General features: G+C 64.4%; 16 protein-coding genes. 12 read left to right on the top strand and 4 right to left on the bottom strand.

Annotation, left to right across the window (positions count from 1 at the left end):
* Positions 1-102 precede the first annotated feature (102 nt).
* From P6U30_RS04225 to P6U30_RS04190, 8 genes are all read left to right on the top strand, one after another.
* A complete protein-coding gene (locus P6U30_RS04225) occupies positions 103-1,275 on the top strand; it encodes an acetyl-CoA C-acetyltransferase (protein ID WP_407168286.1) in 1,173 nt (390 codons plus the stop codon).
* Between the two features lie 174 nt (positions 1,276-1,449).
* A complete protein-coding gene (locus tag P6U30_RS04220; protein WP_407168285.1) occupies positions 1,450-2,988 on the top strand; it encodes an acyl-CoA synthetase in 1,539 nt (512 codons plus the stop codon).
* 147 nt (positions 2,989-3,135) lie between these two features.
* Positions 3,136-4,299, top strand: a complete 1,164-nt coding sequence (locus tag P6U30_RS04215; protein WP_407168284.1) for an alpha/beta fold hydrolase — start codon at positions 3,136-3,138, stop codon at positions 4,297-4,299.
* A gap of 161 nt (positions 4,300-4,460) precedes the next feature.
* Positions 4,461-5,432 (top strand): iron exporter MbfA, encoded by a 972-nt coding sequence (mbfA, locus tag P6U30_RS04210; protein WP_407168283.1) that lies wholly within the window; start codon positions 4,461-4,463, stop codon positions 5,430-5,432.
* Between the two features lie 37 nt (positions 5,433-5,469).
* Positions 5,470-5,997 (top strand): cytochrome b, encoded by a 528-nt coding sequence (locus tag P6U30_RS04205; protein ID WP_407168282.1) that lies wholly within the window; start codon positions 5,470-5,472, stop codon positions 5,995-5,997.
* 158 nt (positions 5,998-6,155) lie between these two features.
* Positions 6,156-6,728, top strand: coding sequence for a CAP domain-containing protein (locus tag P6U30_RS04200; protein WP_407168281.1), 573 nt, complete (start codon positions 6,156-6,158; stop codon positions 6,726-6,728).
* A 305-nt stretch (positions 6,729-7,033) separates the two neighbouring features.
* A complete protein-coding gene (locus P6U30_RS04195; protein WP_407168280.1) occupies positions 7,034-8,506 on the top strand; it encodes an amidase in 1,473 nt (490 codons plus the stop codon).
* 118 nt (positions 8,507-8,624) lie between these two features.
* On the top strand, positions 8,625-8,978 hold the full coding sequence (locus P6U30_RS04190) for a nuclear transport factor 2 family protein (RefSeq protein ID WP_407168279.1): 354 nt from the start codon (positions 8,625-8,627) through the stop codon (positions 8,976-8,978).
* 141 nt (positions 8,979-9,119) lie between these two features.
* On the opposite strand, the gene P6U30_RS04185 is transcribed toward P6U30_RS04190, so the two are convergent.
* Positions 9,120-10,208: a Zn-dependent alcohol dehydrogenase gene (locus P6U30_RS04185; RefSeq protein ID WP_407168278.1), complete on the bottom strand. Its 1,089-nt coding sequence runs from the start codon at positions 10,206-10,208 to the stop codon at positions 9,120-9,122.
* Positions 10,209-10,404: 196 nt separating this feature from the next.
* Positions 10,405-12,186, bottom strand: a complete 1,782-nt coding sequence (locus tag P6U30_RS04180; RefSeq protein ID WP_407168277.1) for an acyl-CoA dehydrogenase family protein — start codon at positions 12,184-12,186, stop codon at positions 10,405-10,407.
* 70 nt (positions 12,187-12,256) lie between these two features.
* Here P6U30_RS04180 and P6U30_RS04175 point away from each other — a divergent pair, with 70 nt between their 5' ends.
* Positions 12,257-12,958 carry an SDR family NAD(P)-dependent oxidoreductase gene (locus P6U30_RS04175; protein WP_407168276.1) on the top strand — a complete coding sequence of 234 codons (702 nt, stop codon included), beginning with the start codon at positions 12,257-12,259 and terminating at the stop codon, positions 12,956-12,958.
* A 161-nt stretch (positions 12,959-13,119) separates the two neighbouring features.
* Entirely contained in the window at positions 13,120-13,950 is an 831-nt protein-coding gene (locus P6U30_RS04170; protein ID WP_407168275.1) for an enoyl-CoA hydratase, read from the top strand.
* A gap of 229 nt (positions 13,951-14,179) precedes the next feature.
* On the opposite strand, the gene P6U30_RS04165 is transcribed toward P6U30_RS04170, so the two are convergent.
* Together P6U30_RS04165 and P6U30_RS04160 are read right to left on the bottom strand one after the other, a co-directional pair.
* Positions 14,180-14,803: a GNAT family N-acetyltransferase gene (locus P6U30_RS04165; RefSeq protein ID WP_407168274.1), complete on the bottom strand. Its 624-nt coding sequence runs from the start codon at positions 14,801-14,803 to the stop codon at positions 14,180-14,182.
* Between the two features lie 70 nt (positions 14,804-14,873).
* On the bottom strand, positions 14,874-15,077 hold the full coding sequence (locus P6U30_RS04160; RefSeq protein WP_407168273.1) for a DUF1127 domain-containing protein: 204 nt from the start codon (positions 15,075-15,077) through the stop codon (positions 14,874-14,876).
* A gap of 114 nt (positions 15,078-15,191) precedes the next feature.
* On the opposite strand from P6U30_RS04160, the gene P6U30_RS04155 reads away from it, so the two are divergent.
* Both P6U30_RS04155 and P6U30_RS04150 read left to right on the top strand, forming a co-directional pair.
* Complete coding sequence (locus P6U30_RS04155) at positions 15,192-16,091, top strand: transcriptional regulator GcvA (protein ID WP_407168272.1); 900 nt, start codon at positions 15,192-15,194, stop codon at positions 16,089-16,091.
* Positions 16,092-16,267: 176 nt separating this feature from the next.
* Positions 16,268-17,578, top strand: coding sequence for an MFS transporter (locus P6U30_RS04150; protein WP_407150141.1), 1,311 nt, complete (start codon positions 16,268-16,270; stop codon positions 17,576-17,578).
* Positions 17,579-17,590: the final 12 nt, after the last annotated feature.

The following is a 17,590-nucleotide window of genomic DNA, read 5'->3' as shown; positions in this document are numbered from 1 at the left end:
CACTCAAGAGTTAATTGATTGATTGACTAAATGCCGGGCCGCCCCTTAAATCCGGCCCAACCTTGAAGGCACATCCAATTCAGAACACCAGGGAGATCAGACATGGCCGAGGCATATATCGTCGCCGCCGCCCGCACCGCCGGCGGCCGCAAGGGAGGGCGCCTTGCCGGCTGGCATCCGGCCGACCTGGCCGCGACCGTGCTCGACGCGCTGGTCGAGCGCAGCGGCGCCGACCCGGCGCAGATCGAGGACGTGATCATGGGCTGCGTGATGCAGGCCGGCGAGCAGTCCAACAACATCGCGCGCAATGCGGTGATGGCCTCGAAGCTGCCGGAGAGCGTGCCCGCGACCTCGATCGATCGCCAGTGCGGCTCCTCGCAGCAGGCGCTGCACTTCGCGGCGCAGGCGGTGATGTCTGGCACCATGGACTGTGTGATCGCCGCGGGCGTGGAATCGATGACCCGCGTGCCGATGGGGCTCGCCTCCTCGCTGCCGGCCAAGAACGGCTTCGGCCACTACAAGAGCCCTGGGATCGAGGCGAAGTATCCGAACATCGTGTTCAGCCAGTTTACCGGCGCGGAAATGATGGCGGAGAAGTACGGCCTGTCGAAGGATGAGCTCGACGAATACTCCTTTGGCAGCCATCAGCGCGCGATCGCGGCGACCCAGGCGGGCCACTTCAAGAACGAGATCGTACCGGTCAAGATCACCCGCGCCGACGGCTCGACCGACACTCACTATATTGACGAAGGCATCCGCTTCGACGCCAGCCTCGAGGGCATCAAGGGCGTCAAGCTGATCGCCGAAAACGGCAAGTTGACGGCCGCCAGCGCCAGCCAGATTTGCGACGGCGCCTCCGGTGTGATGGTCGTCAACGAGAAGGGCCTGAAGGCGCTCGGCGTCAAGCCGATGGCGCGCATCCACCACATGACCATGATCGGCGGCGATCCCGTGATCATGCTGGAAGCGCCGCTGCCGGCGACCGAACGCGCGCTGAAGAAGGCCGGCATGAAGATCGACGACATCGACCTGTTCGAGGTCAACGAGGCGTTCGCCTCGGTGCCGACCGCCTGGCTGAAGACCACCGGCGCCGATCCGGCCCGGCTCAACGTCAATGGCGGCGCGATCGCGCTCGGCCACCCGCTCGGCGGCAGCGGCACCAAGCTGATGACGACGCTGCTGCATGCCCTCAAGCAGCGCAACAAGCGCTACGGCCTACAGACCATGTGCGAGGGCGGCGGCATGGCGAACGTCACGATCGTCGAACGGCTGTAAGAAGACCGCGTCGACGGCCACGACAATAGTGTCGTCCCGGCGCAGGCCGGGACCCATAACCACAGCCGTTTGTGGTTAGGCCCGGCTGGGGCCACAGCCCAGTCCAACAACAAAGATCAGTGGTTATGGGTCCCGGCCTTCGCCGGGACGACCATCTTGCTTGAGGAAACATCCGTGACCCATCCGTCCGTCCACGCACGCACCACGCCCGACAAGGTCGCCTACCAGATGGCGGCGACGGGGAAGGCGATCACCTATCGCGAGCTCGACGAGCTCTCGAACCAGGGCGCGCATCTGTTCCGCTCGCTCGGCCTGAAAGCCGGCGACCACATCGCGCTGTTGATGGAAAACCGCCTCGCCTTCATGGAGCTATGCTGGGCGGCGCAGCGGAGCGGACTCTATTACACCGCGATCAGCCGCTACCTCACCGAGGAGGAGATCGCCTACATCATCAGGGATTGCGGCGCCAAGGTCTTCATCACCACGCCGCAATGCGCCGACAAGGTCAAGGGCCTGATCAAGGGCGAGCCGGGCGAACCGCTGTTCTACATGATGGACGAGCCGGCGCCGGGTTTTCGGTCCTATGACAAGGAGGCCGCGGCGCAGCCGACCACACCGATCGCGGACGAGGTCGCGGGCTACGACATGCTCTATTCGTCCGGCACCACCGGGCGGCCGAAGGGCATCAAGAAGGAGTTCGAGGGCAATCGGATCGACGTACCGAACCCGTTCCTGCGCATCCTCACCGCCGATATGTGCGGCATGAATGCGGACAGCATCTACCTGTCGCCGGCGCCGCTCTACCATGCGGCTCCCTTGCGCTTCAACATGATGGCGATCGTGCTCGGCGGCACCTCCGTGATCATGGAGCATTTCGACGCCGAGGAATTCCTGAAGCTGGTCGAGAAGTACAAGGTCACCCAGTCGCAGCTCGTGCCGACGATGTTCGTGCGCATGCTGAAGCTGCCTGACGAGATGCGCGCGCGCTACAACGTCTCGTCGCTGAAAGGCGCGATCCATGCGGCTGCGCCCTGCCCGGTCGACGTCAAGGCAAAGATGATCGAATGGTGGGGACCGATCCTGATCGAGTACTACGCCGGTTCTGAAGGCAACGGCGTCACGGTCTCGACCTCGCAGCAATGGCTGACGCATCGCGGCACGGTCGGCCGCGCCGTGGTCGGCAAGGTCAAGATTTTGGACGAGAACGACGAGGAGGCGCCGACCGGCCAGATCGGTCAGGTCTATTTCGCGGACGCGCCGGCGTTCTCCTATCACAATGATCCCGAGAAGACGAAGAAGGCCTATAACACCAAGGGCTGGTCGACGCTCGGCGACGTCGGCTACCTGGATGAGGAGGGCTTCCTCTATCTCACCGACCGCAAGAGCTACATGATCATCTCCGGCGGCGTGAACATCTATCCGCAGGAGACCGAGGACGTGCTGATCACGCACCCCGCCGTCTCCGATGTCGCGGTGTTCGGCGTGCCCAACGAGGAGATGGGCGAAGAGGTCAAGGCCGTGGTGCAGCCGCACGACATGACGCAAGCCGGCAAGGCGCTGGAGGCCGAGCTGATCGCGTTCTGCCGCACGCATCTGTCGCCGATCAAGTGCCCGAAGAGCATCGACTTCGAGGCCGAGTTGCCGAGAACGCCGACCGGAAAATTGGTGAAGCGGCATCTGCGCGATCGCTACTGGCCGAAGCCGAAGGCGTAACTCCAACCATTGTCGTCCCGGCGAAAGCCGGGCCCCATGACCACCGCTGCCCGAGATGAATGGGATTGCGGCCCCTGGTTTGCATGACATAGACATCAGTGGTTGGATCCCGGCCTTCGCCGGGACGACGCGGTGAGTGTGCGCGCAATGAACACGACAACCGATCTTCCCGACGTCCCGCTGCCCTCCACCATCCGCTCGCGTTATGTCGACGGGATCAACGGCCTTCGCATGCACGTGCTCGAGGCCGGCTTCGAGACGCCGGGCCGGCCGTGCCTGTTGCTGCTGCACGGTTTTCCCGAACTCGCCTTCTCCTGGCGCAAGGTGATGCCGACGCTCGCCGCGGCCGGCTATCACGTGATTGCGCCGGATCAGCGCGGCTATAGCCGCACGACAGGATGGAATCCCGATTATGACGGTGATCTCGCCCCGTTCCGCCTGCCCAATCTGGTGCGCGACGCGCTGGGGCTGGTCGCGGCCTTCGGCCACACGCACGTCGATGCGGTGATCGGGCACGATTTCGGCTCGTCGGTCGCGGCATGGTGCGCGCTGATCCGGCCCGATGTGTTCCGCGCGGTCGTGATGATGAGCGCGCCGTTCGCCGGGCCGCCGTCACTGCCGTTCAACATCGCGAACGCGCCATCGCAACCGTCAGGCGAGGACCCGGTGCATCGCGAGCTGGCGGCGCTGCCGCGGCCGCGCAAGCATTACCAATGGTACTACTCTACGCGTGCGGCCAATGCCGACATGCATCGCGCACCGCAGGGCGTGCATGATTTTCTGCGCGCTTATTACCACCACAAGAGCGCGGATTGGATCAGCAACCAACCCACTCCGCTGCAATCTTGGTCGGCGGGTGAGCTCGCCAAGCTGCCGACCTACTACGTGATGGATCTCGCCAAGGACATGGCGGCGACCGTCGCCGAGGAGATGCCCTCGCGTGAGGCGATCGCCGCCAACACCTGGCTGCCGGACCATGAGCTCGCCTACTACAGCGCCGAATATCAGCGCACCGGCTTCCAGGGCGGGCTGCAATGGTATCGCTGCGGCACGTCGGCCGCGTTCGTGCCGGAATTGCAGACCTGGAGCGGACGCACCATCGACCAACCCTCCGCCTTCATCTCAGGCAAGCAGGATTGGGGCACCTATCAGCGGCCCGGCGTCTTCGAGGCGATGCAGGCCAAAGCCTGCACGAACATGATCGGCTGCCATCTGGTCGACGGCGCCGGTCATTGGGTGCAGCAGGAGCAACCCGCGGAGGTGAGCCGCCTGCTGCTCACATTCCTGCGAGAAGCCGGCACCGCGGGATAACGACGCCTGCCGGCTTATCTCATTGTTCGGACATGTATTCCTGGCTCGCATCCGTCGCGGACCTGCTCAGCCGCGGCGACCGCCCTCATTTGACCCCGCGGTGACAGCCTCTTATAGATTAGAACTATTCTAATTCTAAACTGCCGGGACAGAGGGTTGCCGTGAAGAATTTCGCCGATTTGACCGAGCGCGAGGTGCTGGCGGTCGCGATTGCCTCCGAGGAGGAGGACAGCCGCATCTACATGACGTTCGCCGAGGACCTCGCCAAGCGATATCCCGATACCGCGAAGATTTTCGAGGAGATGGCCGAGGAGGAGCGCGGCCATCGTCACCGATTGCTGGAAATCTACGAGCAACGCTTCGGCCCGCATCTGCCGCCGATCCGGCGCGAGGACGTCAAGGGATTCCTGCGCCGCCGCCCGATCTGGCTCACCAAGAACCTGCCGCTCGACACCATCCGCAAGGAGGTGGAGACCATGGAGCTGGAGGCCGAGCGCTTCTACGCCAAGGCCGCCGAAAAGGCCGAGGATGTCGGGGTGCGCCGCCTGCTCGGCGATCTCGCCGAGGAGGAGAGGAGCCACGAGAAGCTCGCGGTCAAGCTCACCGGCGACATCCTCAAGCCCGAGGTGCGCGCGGAGGAAGATCGCACACGGCGGCGGATGTTCGTGCTGCAATATGTGCAGCCGGGTCTCGCCGGATTGATGGACGGCTCGGTCTCGACATTGGCGCCGCTGTTCGCCGCCGCCTTCGCCACCCATCACAACTTCCAGACCTTCCTGGTCGGGCTTGCCGCCTCGATCGGCGCCGGCATCAGCATGGGCTTTGCGGAGGCGCTGTCCGACGACGGCTCGCTCACCGGGCGCGGATCGCCCTGGCTGCGCGGGCTGACTTGCGGATTGATGACGACGCTCGGCGGCTTGGGCCACACGATTCCGTATCTGGTCCCCGATTCCTGGCCGAACGCATTCTGGATCGCGACTGTGATCGCCGGCATCGTCGTGTTCTTCGAACTGTGGGCGATCGCCCTCATCCGCGCACGCTACATGGACACGCCGTTCCTGCAGGCCGTGTTCCAGATCGTGCTGGGCGGCGCGATCGTGCTTGCCGTCGGCATATTGATCGGGGCGGCGTAGGATCGGCGTCGATCCGTTCACGCTTCCGGGGATACCCATGACCCGCTCGCCTTACGACAGCATCGCAAAACTCTTCCACTGGGTGATCGTGGGCCTGTTGGCCGTGCAGTATCCGATCGGCTGGCTGATGCCGGATATTCATCGCGGCCAGTCTCCAGGTGCCGCGATGACGTTCCACATCTCGTTCGGCATCCTGATCCTTATTCTCATCGTACTGCGACTGATCTGGCGGCTGACCCACCCGGTCCCGGCCGAGCCGTCACTACCGCCGTGGCAGCGGATCGGTGCGCAGGTCGCACATTGGATGCTTTATCTGCTGGTGCTGGCAACGACCGTCACCGGCTGGCTGTTCGCGTCGTTCCGGGGCTGGTCAGTGTCGTTGTTCTACATCGTGCCGCTGCCGATGCTCGCCTCGGACAATGCCGCGGCCGGCAAGGCGATCGACGGCCTGCACCAGGTGGCAGAATGGTCCCTGCTGGTTCTGATCGGCCTCCACATCGCTGCGGCGCTGGCGCATCTCCTGATCTACCGCGATCGCATCATGCAGCGCATGCTCCCGAATTAGAGCGTTTCCTCACAAATCAATCGGGGGCACGGCGGATCAGGGTCTGCCAGGCCCTTGCCAGCCGCGAGAAGGGGGCCGCGCCTTGAAGCGTCCATATTGCGGATGGAGAAGCGGCAGGGTATCGCGTTGGCTGGTGAGCAAGGGACGGCTGGGGGACCATGACACGTCGTGCAGTTGGGAGAGTGACCGCAGGCATTCTGCTGCTGCTAGCCGCGCCTGCAATGGCAACCGAGTCCCCGGCCGAACTGATCTCCAGCTTCCGCCTTAAGCACGGCGAGGTCCGCGTCGTACGTGATGCAACTCTCGATCGCATTGCGCTCGAGCAGGCGCACGCCATGGCGGCGAAGGATGATCTCAGTCATGACGTGCTCGGTCCGTTCGCCAGACGGATCGCACCTGCGCGAGCGGGGCGCGCTGCCGAGAACATTGCCTACGGCTACGAGAGTTTTGAGAAAACGCTCGGCCAGTGGATCGACTCGTCCGGGCACCGCAAGAACCTCCTGTTGCACAACGCCTCCCGCGTCGGGGTCGCGAGCGCCAAGGATGCCAGCGGCAAGCGCACCTATTGGGCCATGGTGATCGCAGGCGATTACGAGCCGAAGCTGGGTAAGGGCAAGAGCAAGGGCAAGAAAGACAAGGAGCCTCTTGTCGCTGTGAAACGCGAGGCCGCTCCCTCAGGCCGACCGAAATCCAACGGCTGCCACATCAGGTTGCTCGGCCTTTGCATCTGAGGTGAAGCGGTCCGGAAGCGCTGAGCGAGGGCCCAACTGCGGCACCCTAGCACGTTGCTGAGCGTGCATTGTTGGATCGCAACGCGATCTTGCGAGACGCGGCGGCCGCTGGCGCAAAGTTGACGTTGGAGCTGGGAAAGGGGCGCCTAAGCGCCACAGACGGACAGCCTGCAAGGCGAATCTGTACCTTGCATCTGTATCTTTAAGAGTGCACGCCCCCGGACCGGCCGCGCAATTGCGATCAAGCCGGCCTTGCCCGGCTGCTCCATTCTGAGCATGATCACGCCCGAACAATGGAGCGCACCGTGGCCAAATCGCAATGGAGTTTCAAGACCGCCGTCGAATTGTCGGCGGCGCTGCAGGCAAAGCAAGTGTCAGCCGTCGAACTGGCCGAGGATGCGATCGGCCGCATCGAACGCCACGACGGCAAGATCAACGCGATTTGCGTGCGCGATTTCGAGCGTGGCCTTGCCGCAGCCCGCGCCGCCGACGCCGCGATCGCGCGTGGCGAGCACCGGCCGCTGCTCGGCATTCCGATGACGGTGAAGGAATCCTTCAACGTCGCGGGATTGCCGACAACCTGGGGCAACCCCGCCCAGAAGGATTTCACGCCGGCCGAAGACGCGCTCTCGATCACGCGGGTGAAAGATGCCGGTGGCGTGATCCTCGGCAAGACCAACGTGCCGCTCAACCTCGCCGACTGGCAGAGCTACAACGACGTCTACGGCACCACCAACAACCCCTACGATCTCGGCCGCACGCCGGGCGGCTCCTCCGGCGGATCGTCAGCGGCGCTGGCCGCGGGCTATGGCGCGCTGTCGCTCGGCTCCGACATCGGCGGCTCGCTTCGGGTGCCGGCGTTTCACTGCGGCATCTATGCGCACAAGCCGACCTTCAATCTGCTGCCGTCGCGCGGCCACACTGCGCCGCCGGCGCCCCCCATCATCTATGAGCGCGACCTTGCAGTGATCGGCCCGATGGCGCGCGGCGCGGCCGACCTGTCGCTGCTGCTCGACGTGATGGCCGGCCCCGATCCGCTCGATGCCGGCAAGGCCTATCGCCTCGAATTGCCGGCGGCACGGCATACGTCGCTGAAGGATTTTCGTATTCTCGTGATCGACACCGATCCGGTGTTGCCGACCGATCGGACGATCCGCGGCATGATCGACAAGCTCGCCAGCAACCTCGACAAGGCCGGCGCCAAGGTCTCGCGATCGAGCCCGCTGCTGCCCGATTTCGCGGCGTCCTCGCGGCTCTACATGCGGATGCTGCTGTCGTTCCTCGCCGCGACCTTTCCGCCGGACGTTTATGCCGGCGCTTGCGCGGCGGCGGCCGCACTGGCGGCGAGCGATACCAGTCTGCAGGCCGAGCGGCTGCGCGGCATCGCGCTCAGCCATCGCGACTGGGTGCAGGCGACGACCGGCCGCTCGCGGCTGCGCGCGCAATGGCGCGAGCTGTTCAAGTCGTTCGACGCGGTGATCTGCCCGATCATGCCGACGCCGGCCTATCCGCACGATCATGCGCCCGACCAGGAACAGCGGCGGATCATGATCGACGGCGAACCGCGCGTCTACACCGACCAACTCGCCTGGCCTGGGATCGCGACCCTGCCCGGTCTGCCCTCGACTGCAATCCCGACCGGTTTCGCGCCCGACGGCTTGCCGATCGGCGTGCAGATCGTCGGCCCGTGGCTGGAAGACCGCACGCCGCTCAAGCTCGCCGAACTGATCGAGCGCGAATTCGGTGGCTTCGCGCCGCCGAAGATGTTTGATGATTAGGTTCCGAGGAACGAACCTCATTGCGAGGAGCGAAGCGACGAAGCAGTCCATCCTTCCACGCATGCGGAACGATGGATTGCTTCGCTTCGCTCGGCCGAGAGAAAACGGGAGGATAACAATGGGCACAGACCTCGAGGAGCTGACAAAGCTCAACAAGGATTATGTCGATTCCGTTCAGAATTGCGACGTCAAGCGCTTCGATGAAATCCTGGCAGAGGATTTCTACTGCACCAATCCCGACAAGAGCCTTGTCGATCGTGCCGCGTTCCTGAAGCAGACCGCGATCCCGGCGAAGATCAAGGGCCTGAAGGCCGAGGACGTCAAGATCCGCATCCTCGGCGATTTCGCCATCATCCACGCGCAAACGAGTTACATCGGCGCGGACGGCCAGCCGGCGCATGGCCGTTACACCGACTGCTGGGCGAGGCGAAACGGCAAGTGGCTCGCGGTATCGGCGCACGTGGCGCGGTAAGGGTCACGCTCGCAGCGACACTCTCCGCCGTCATGCCCCGCTTCATGCGGGGCATCCAGTACTCCGCGGCCGCAGTTGATTCACACAACTTCCGCCACGGCGTACTGGGTCGCCCGGTCGAGCCGGGCGACGACAAATTCCCTAACTATCGAACATGATCACGCTGCGCAGCGTCTTTCCGGCTTTCATGTTGGCGAAGCCTTCGTTGATTTCCGAGAGCTTCAGCTTGGCGGAGATCCAGTCTTCCAGATGCAGCTTGCCGCGCATGTAGAAATCGACGAGGCGCGGCATGTCGACGCGGAAGTGGTTGGAGCCCATCGACGAGCCCTGAATCCGGCGCTCGCGCAGAAAGTCGAAGCCATGCAGCTCGATCTTCTGGCCGAACGGGATCATGCCGACGATGGTCGCGGCGCCGCCGGGCGCCAACATACCGAACGCCTGCTCGGCGGTGTCCTTGCGGCCGAGCACTTCGAACGAGTGCTGCACGCCGCCGCCGGTCAACTCGCGCACCTGCTGCACGACGTCGCCGTTCGCGGGATCGACGATATCGGTGGCGCCAAGCTTGGTGGCGAGTTGCAGCTTCGCCGGATTGGTGTCGATCGCGATGATGCGGCCGGCACCCGCGATCTGTGCGCCGTTGATCGCGGCCATGCCGACGCCGCCGCAGCCGATCACCGCCACGGTCTCGCCGGCGGTCACTTTCGCGGTGTTCACCACGGCGCCATAGCCGGTGATCACGCCGCAGCCGATCAGGGCTGCGAGATCGAGCGGCATCTCCTTCTTGATCTTCACGATGGCGTTCTCGTGCACCAGCATCTGCTCGGCGAAGGACGAGAGATTGAGGAACTGGTTGAGCTTCTCCTTCCTGTTCCAGTGCAGGCGGTTGGATGCGCCGGGCAGCATCTTCACCGTGGTATCGGTGCACAGCACGGTGCGGCCGGTGGTGCAGTTGTCGCAGGTGCCGCAGAACACCGACAGGCAGGTGACGACGTGATCGCCGGGCTTCACGTAGTTGACGTCGGAACCGACCTTCTCGACCACACCAGCCGATTCATGGCCAAGCACGGCCGGCAATGGATGCGGGTAAAGCCCCTCCATGAAATGCAGGTCGGAGTGACAGAGGCCTGCGACCGCGGTGCGGATCAGCACCTCGCGCGGCCCCGGATTGGGCACGCTGACGTCCTCGATCACCAGCGGCTTGTTGACTTCATGCAGGACGGCGGCCTTCATCGGAATTTCCTCTCATGTTTATCGTTGCGTACGCTCTCCACCTCTCCCAAGGGCAGAGGTCGGAGCGCATCGAAGATGCGGTCCGGGTGAGGGGTTGATATCGATCGATAGAGCGATGCCCCTCACCCGGATCGCCGGCGCGATCCGACCTCTCCCGATGGGAGAGGTGAGACTGCGCAAGCGGCTACGAACGAGCCTACGCTGCGGCGAGCAGTTCGCCAACCTCGGCCATGCCGACGGCGCGATCGCCGAGCAGATGCTCGGTCATCCTGCGCTGAACGGAATTTTCCGTTAGCCGGAACGGATCGCCCGGCATCACGCGGTGATCGATCACCATCCGCGACAGCAACAACCGGCGCGCATCGCCGCGCATCTCGTGGATGCGTCCGCCCTCCCACGCCAGCGCCACCGCGCTTGCGACATGGTACAGCAGGCTGGTGGCGCGTCGCGCATCACCTTCGTTGTCGATGCGGCTGGCGACCTCGCGCGCAAACGCCACCGCGCGGTCGCTGAGATCGCGCAGCCGGTTGCGCCAGGCCTGCGGCACATTCGGGCTGTCATCGAGCCGCGCGTGCAAATCGGCAGCCAGCGCACTATCTGCACCATGACGGCCGACCGCGCGCTTGAGCGCGTCGATCGCGACGATGTTGCCGGTGCCCTCCCAGATCGACCCGAGATGCGCGTCACGCAACAGCCGCGGCGTGACGAATTCCTCGATGTAGCCGATGCCGCCGCGCATCTCCATCGCGTCGCCGCAGACCTTCCTTGCATCGCGCGTGGCGCGAAATTTCAAGGTCGGCGTCAGGATGCGAAGCAGCGCCGCGGCATCCTGGCTGCCAGCCTCGGCGCGGTCGAGCGCATCCGCGGTCAGGAAGCTCAACGACAGCGCCTGCTCGGTCGGCAGCATGATCTTCATCAACTGCCGCCGCGCCAGCGGCAGATCGATGATGCGCTGGCCGAACACCACGCGTCCTTCCGCCACCGTGATCGCATCGTGCCAGGCGCGACGCATCAGTGCGGTGGACTTGACCCCGTTGGACAGCCGCGAGGAGTTCACCATCTCGGCCATCTGCACGAAGCCCCGATCGAGCTTGCCGACGGCGTAAGCGATCGCGCCATCGAGCTTGATCTCGCCGGAGGCCATCGAGCGGGTGCCGAGCTTGTCCTTCAGGCGCACGATCCGGTAGTGGTTCTGCGAACCGTCGTCGAGGAAACGCGGCATCAGGAACAGGCCGACACCGCGCGTGCCCGGTCCTGCGCCCTCGGGGCGCGCCAGCAGCATCACCACCTTGGCATCGGCGTTCGAGCAGAACCACTTCTCGCCATAGAGCCGCCAGTGGTCGCCCTCCTGCACCGCCCGCGTGGTCAGCGTGCCGACGTCGGAGCCGCCCTCCTTCTCCGTCATGAACTGGCCGCCTTGCGTCAGCTTGCTCATGTCGGTTTGCGTCAGGCCGTCGAGATATTTCGCCTTCAACGCCTCGCTGCCGAAATTTGCCAACAGCTTGGCACAACCGTCGGTGACGTTGATCGGGCAGCCCATGCCGAATTCGGTCTGGTTGAACAGGAAGGTGAAGGCGTGCTTGGCCACGACGGGATATTTGTCCGGCCAGCCCATGATGCCCTTGCGGATCGACAGCGCGTGAATGCCGAACTCACCGAAGGCGACCTTCTCGATCTCGCGATAGGCGGGGTGATATTCGATGTGCTGCACGTCGCGGCCGAATTTGTCGCGCTGGTGCAGCACCGGCGTGTGCCTGTCGGCGAGTCGCGCGCATTCATCGAGATAGCCGCCGGCGAGTTCGCCGAGCCGGTCGAGATGCGGTTCGATGTGGCGGAACAGCGCGTCCGGCAAATGCAGTTTCAACAGATCAGTCAGCGCCGGATCGGCCCGGTAGAAATTCATCCCGGCCGTGTCGGGGGCTAGCAAGCCCGGCTGGCTGACGGATGACGGCTTAAGGTCCTGCTTGAGCGGCTGCATTGAATTCCCGGCTTCGTTACTCATCTCTTCAGACAGACTATCCTCCTCCGGCAGCGCAAAGGAAAGCCCAATGGACACGCCAAAGTACAAGATCGCTCTGATCGTCGGCGCCGGCGAGGGGCTCAGCGCCTCGCTCGCGCGGCTATTTTCGCGGGAGGGAATTCGTGTGGCACTGGCCGCCCGCAGCATCGAAAAGCTCGGTGCGCTCTGCACCGAGACCGGCGCCCGCGCCTATGCCTGCGACGCCACCAAAGCCGAGGACGTGGAGCGACTGTTCGGCCTCGTCGAGCGCGAGATCGGGACGCCCGACCTTGTCGTGTACAACGCCTCCGGCCGCATGCGCGGACCGTTCGTCGAGCTGGTGCCAGCAGAGGTCGAGCGGGCGATCGCGGTTTCCGCGTTCGGCGGCTTCCTGGTGGCGCAGCAGGCGGCGAAACGCATGCTGCCGAACAAGAGCGGCGCCATCCTGTTCACCGGCGCATCCGCCAGCGTGAAGGGCTACGCGCAATCGGCGCCGTTCGCGATGGGCAAGTTCGCGTTGCGTGGCCTCGCGCAGAGCATGGCGCGCGAATTATCGCCGCAAGGTATCCATGTCGCGCATTTCGTGATCGATGGCGGCATCCGCAGCGCCGTTCGCACCGAGCCCGCCGACCGCCCGGATTCGATGCTCGATCCCGACGCGATTGCCTTGAGCTATTGGAATGTGCTGCAGCAGCCGCGCAGCGCCTGGAGCTGGGAGCTCGAATTGCGGCCCTGGGTCGAGAAGTTTTGAGATGACGAAGATCATGTAAGCGGCGTAGGCTGGAGCCAACCAGCGCCGCATTCGTCAGTGCGAGGCGCGAAGCGACGAAGCAATCCATTTGTCCACCCGCGGCGACATGGATTGCTTCGCTCACCTCGCAATGACGGGCAAAATCGACCTCGGGAGGAAACATGACCAGTGCAATCAAGATCGAGACTGGCACCGACGAACTGCTCTGCGTGATCCGCGACCGCGTCGCCATCATCACGCTGAACCGGCCCGAGGTGCGCAACGCGATGTCGGACACGCTGACGCCGGCGCTGCGCACGATGATCCGGACCTGCGGCGAGAATCCCGAGGTCGGCGTGCTGCTGCTCACTGGCGCCGGCCAGGCGTTCTGCGCCGGCGGTAACGTCAAGGGCATGGGCGCGCATCGCGACAAGAAGAAGCTCGACATGTCCTATGAGGACAAGGTCGCCGATCTGCAGGAACGCCAGCGCCTGCTCACCGGCGCGCTCGCCTCGGTGCGCAAGCCGACCATTGCCGCGCTGCCCGGCCCTGCGGTCGGCGCCGGGCTCGCGCTCGCGATGGCCTGCGACCTGCGCATCGCCGCGCAATCGGCCTTTGTGTCGACCGGCTATCTGCGCGTGGCGCTGAGCGGCGATTACGGCATCGCCTGGCTGCTGACGCGCCTGGTCGGCACTGCGCGCGCCCGCGAGCTGATGTTCACAGCCGAGAAGGTCGACGCCACGCGATGCGAGCAGATCGGTCTCGTCAACCGCGTGGTGCCGGACGAGACGCTGCAGGACGCGGCCTTCGCGCTCGCCAAGTCGATGGCCGACGGCCCGACCCTGGCGCTGCGCTACATGAAGGACAATCTGGATGAAGCGCTGCTGTTCGACTTCGCCACTGCGCGGGACCACGAGGCCGAGCGGCTGATCCGGCTCACCACGACGACCGATCACAAGGAAGCGGTGCAAGCCTTCATCGACAAGCGCAAGCCGGCGTTTCGAGGCAATTAGGCGCGCCCGCGCGGTCTCTTCTCCTTCCCTCTGAAAGTGGGAAGGTCGGCATGGGGGTCCAGCCGCACGCACCGTTGCTCAAGGAGAGAGCTGATCCCCACCCGCTTTGCTCTGGCGAGCAAAGCGACCTCCCCTTTTCAAAGGTAGGTAAGACGGCCGCGCCGGTTGAAGAACTTAGCCAGAAGAAAAAACGCCCGGTTCTGGAGGGGCCAGAACCGGGCGCAGTGGATCAAACCGCAAGCGAGGACGTCGCGGCCATGCCGGAAGCGGCGGCGAACCGCCAGCTAGCACAGGGACTTTCTTGCGGCTTGACGTCGATCTCCTTCTCGATGCGCACCAGCTTCCAGTCGCCGGGACTGTTCGTGAAGGCGTAACCGGACTTGCGGGCAAGCCCGATCATGGTCGCGTTGGAGCGAAGCGTGTCGCCGAAGATGCGCCCGGCTCCGAAGGACGCCGCGCGGCATTCAAGATTTTTCAAGAGCGCCTTGCCGATGCCGTAGCCCTGCCACCGGTCGTCGATCGACAGGCCGAACTCGACGCTCGACGTGTCAACATGGAAGGCGTAGCGGGCTTCGCCGACGATAGTCTCGAAGCCGTCGACCACGATCGTCGCGACCACAGTGAACCGATCGGCCTCGCCGATGTGAATGAAACGCTCGAGCTCCAGCTTCGGCAGCTCGCTGATCGCGCCCAGAAAGCGGTTGTAGCGTGACCCCGCGGAGAGCGAGCGGATGTAGTGCTGCAGCTCCTCGCGATCGCGCGGCTCGACGAAGCGCACCTTGATCTCGCGGCCGTCCTTCGCACGCAGCAGGTCGGAATATTGCTTGAGATCATCGAGACGCAGCGCAGCCATGACACGCTCCTCGGCCAAAGAAATTCGCCGACGCCCCTCTACCGAGGCGGCGCCGGCGTTGACGGCCTGCTCAGGCCCGCCAGAACGGCTTTTCGGTTTCGAAAGCCACGTCGCTCCGCGATACGCCGATGTCGTGAAGGTCGCGGTCCGACCACTGCGCCAGCTCGCGCCGGCGCTCGTAGCGGTCCCACCAGGTATGGAGGGTCTCGCCGACCTGGCTCAAAACGCCATCGCCATGATGATTTGTCATCGACTGATGACTGAAAATGGACATTTCCGGCTCCTATCGGTAACCTGTTGGCGGTAATATCTATGGAGCCGAGGCTTTTCACAAACGACACTTTGTACCGTTTCGTATGAATTAAAGTCATGATTGGAGCTATTCGGAATGACCGGCCGACTGCCCTCGCTGAACGGACTGCGCGCCTTCGAGGCTGCCGCGCGGCACATGAGCTTCACGCTGGCGGCCTCTGAGTTGAACGTGACGCAGACCGCGATCAGCCATCAGATCCGTCGGCTCGAAGAAGAGCTCGGCGTCCGCCTGTTCGTCCGGCAGAACCGTTCACTCGGCCTGACGCCGGAAGCTGCCGAATACCTTCCCGGCATCCGCGCCGCGTTCAACGATCTGCGGCATGCGACTGACCGCCTGTTGCGCAGAGACGATGGCCGCGTCCTGACCGTCTCCACCCTCGCCTCGCTCGCCGCCAAATGGCTGCTGCCGCGGCTCTCGGCATTCCAGGAGGCGCATCCCGGCATCGACGTCCGCATCACCACGTCGACCAGTCTGGTCGATTTCCAGCGCGACAAGGTCGATGCCGCGATCCGCTATGGCCGCGGCCAATGGTCCGGCCTGCGCGCCGAGTGGCTGATGGCGGACGAACTGTTTCCGGTGTGCAGCCCATCTTTGCTGCAGGGAAACAAGCCGCTGAAATGTCCCGAGGACCTCCGCGACCACGTGCTGCTGCACACCAGTAACACCAACAGCGACGACTGGCGGCTGTGGCTGACCGCGGCCGGACTGCCGAACGACATCTCCAGGCAGCCGGGCATCACCTTCGACCTCACCTTCGTCACGGTCCAGGCTGCGATCGACGGGATCGGCGTTGCGATGGGCCGAACCTCTTATGTGAAGGACGACATCGCGAAAGGCCGCCTCGTGGTTCCCTTCAAGATCACGCTGCCGGCGGACGCGGGCTTCTACCTGGTCTCCCCGCAGGGACGGGCGGATACACCCAAGCTCGCGGCGTTCCGGAACTGGCTCGGCACAACCGCGCGCGCCACGGCCTGATGTCGCGCAGGCCGCGACGGGGCTTTCTTCCCTACGGCTATTTTCCGATGGTCTGAGCGCGTTTTTCGGGTTGGTCGCGCCGGACAGGCGTGCCAAATTGCCGCATGGGCAGCTAACTGCCTTGGCTGGCGGGACAATTTTCGTCGGTCCGTCTGCCACCAAGAGGAAAGGGCGTTATGTCGCAGTCGAATCCACCGCAAGTCCCGCAGATCAAGTCGCGCATCGGAGCCATTCTGCGTGCGACCAGCGGCAATTTCCTCGAGCAATTCGACTTCTTCCTGTTCGGCTTCTACGCCCAGGCAATTGCAAAAGCCTTCTTCCCTTCCCAGAACGAGACCGCGGCGCTGCTCAATGCATTCGGCGTGTTCTGGCTCGGCGCCCTGATGCGCCCGGTCGGCGCGGTCGTGCTTGGCGCCTATATCGACAAGATTGGCCGCCGCCAGGGCCTGATCGTGACGCTCTCGATCATGGCGATCGGCACCGTGGTGATCGCCTTCTGCCCGAGCTATGCGACGATCGGCATTGCCGCGCCGGTCATCGTCCTGATCGCCCGTCTGCTGCAGGGCTTCTCCGCCGGCGTCGAGCTCGGCGGCGTCTCGGTGTATCTTGCGGAGATTGCCACGCCCGGCAATCGCGGCTTCTATACCTCGTTCCAGTCGGCGAGCCAGCAGGTCGCGATCTTCGTCGCTTCGATTCTCGGCTACGTGCTCCACGAGAGCATGCCGGCCGACACCGTCGCGGCCTGGGGCTGGCGCATCCCGTTCTTCGTCGGCTGCCTGATCATTCCCGTGATCTTCTTCCTGCGCCGGACGCTGGAGGAAACCCCGGCGTTCCTGGCGATGAAGAAGCACCCGACCGCAAGCGAGGTGTTCGCATCGGCGATGGCGAACTGGCGCATCGTCATTCTGGGCATGATGATCGCGGTGCTGACTACCACGACCTTCTACTTCGTCACGGTCTACACGCCGACCTTCGGCAAGAGCGTGCTGAAGCTGACGACCCGCGATGCGCTCCTGGTCACGCTGCTGGTCGCGGTGACCAACTTCATCTGGAATCCGGTCGGCGGCGCGGTCTCCGACCGGCTCGGCCGCAAGCCGGTGCTGCTGGCGATCGCGGGCCTGTCCTTCGTGACCGCCTATCCGGCGCTGCACTGGCTCGTCACCGATCCCACCTTCGGCAAGATGCTGGCGGTCGAGATGATGTTCTCGTTCTATTTCGGCGTCTACAGCGGCACCATGCTGGGCTGCCTGGTCGAAATCGTGCCGGCGCATGTCCGCACCACCTGCTTCTCGCTGGCATTCGCGCTGGCGGCGGGGCTGTTCGGCACCTTCACGCCGTTCGCCTCGACCTGGCTGATCCAGCATACCGGCGACAAGGCCTCGCCCGGCTTCTGGCTGATGTGCGCCGCAGCGCTCGGCATCACTGCCGCACTGATCGTCTATCGCGGCGGCCAGACCGCCGCGCAGCGCGAGACGGTGGTGGCCTGATATTCCACATCA

Source organism: Bradyrhizobium sp. ORS 111, from assembly GCF_045571485.1.
GTDB lineage: Bacteria > Pseudomonadota > Alphaproteobacteria > Rhizobiales > Xanthobacteraceae > Bradyrhizobium.
This window is presented reverse-complemented; position numbering and strand designations above follow the sequence as displayed.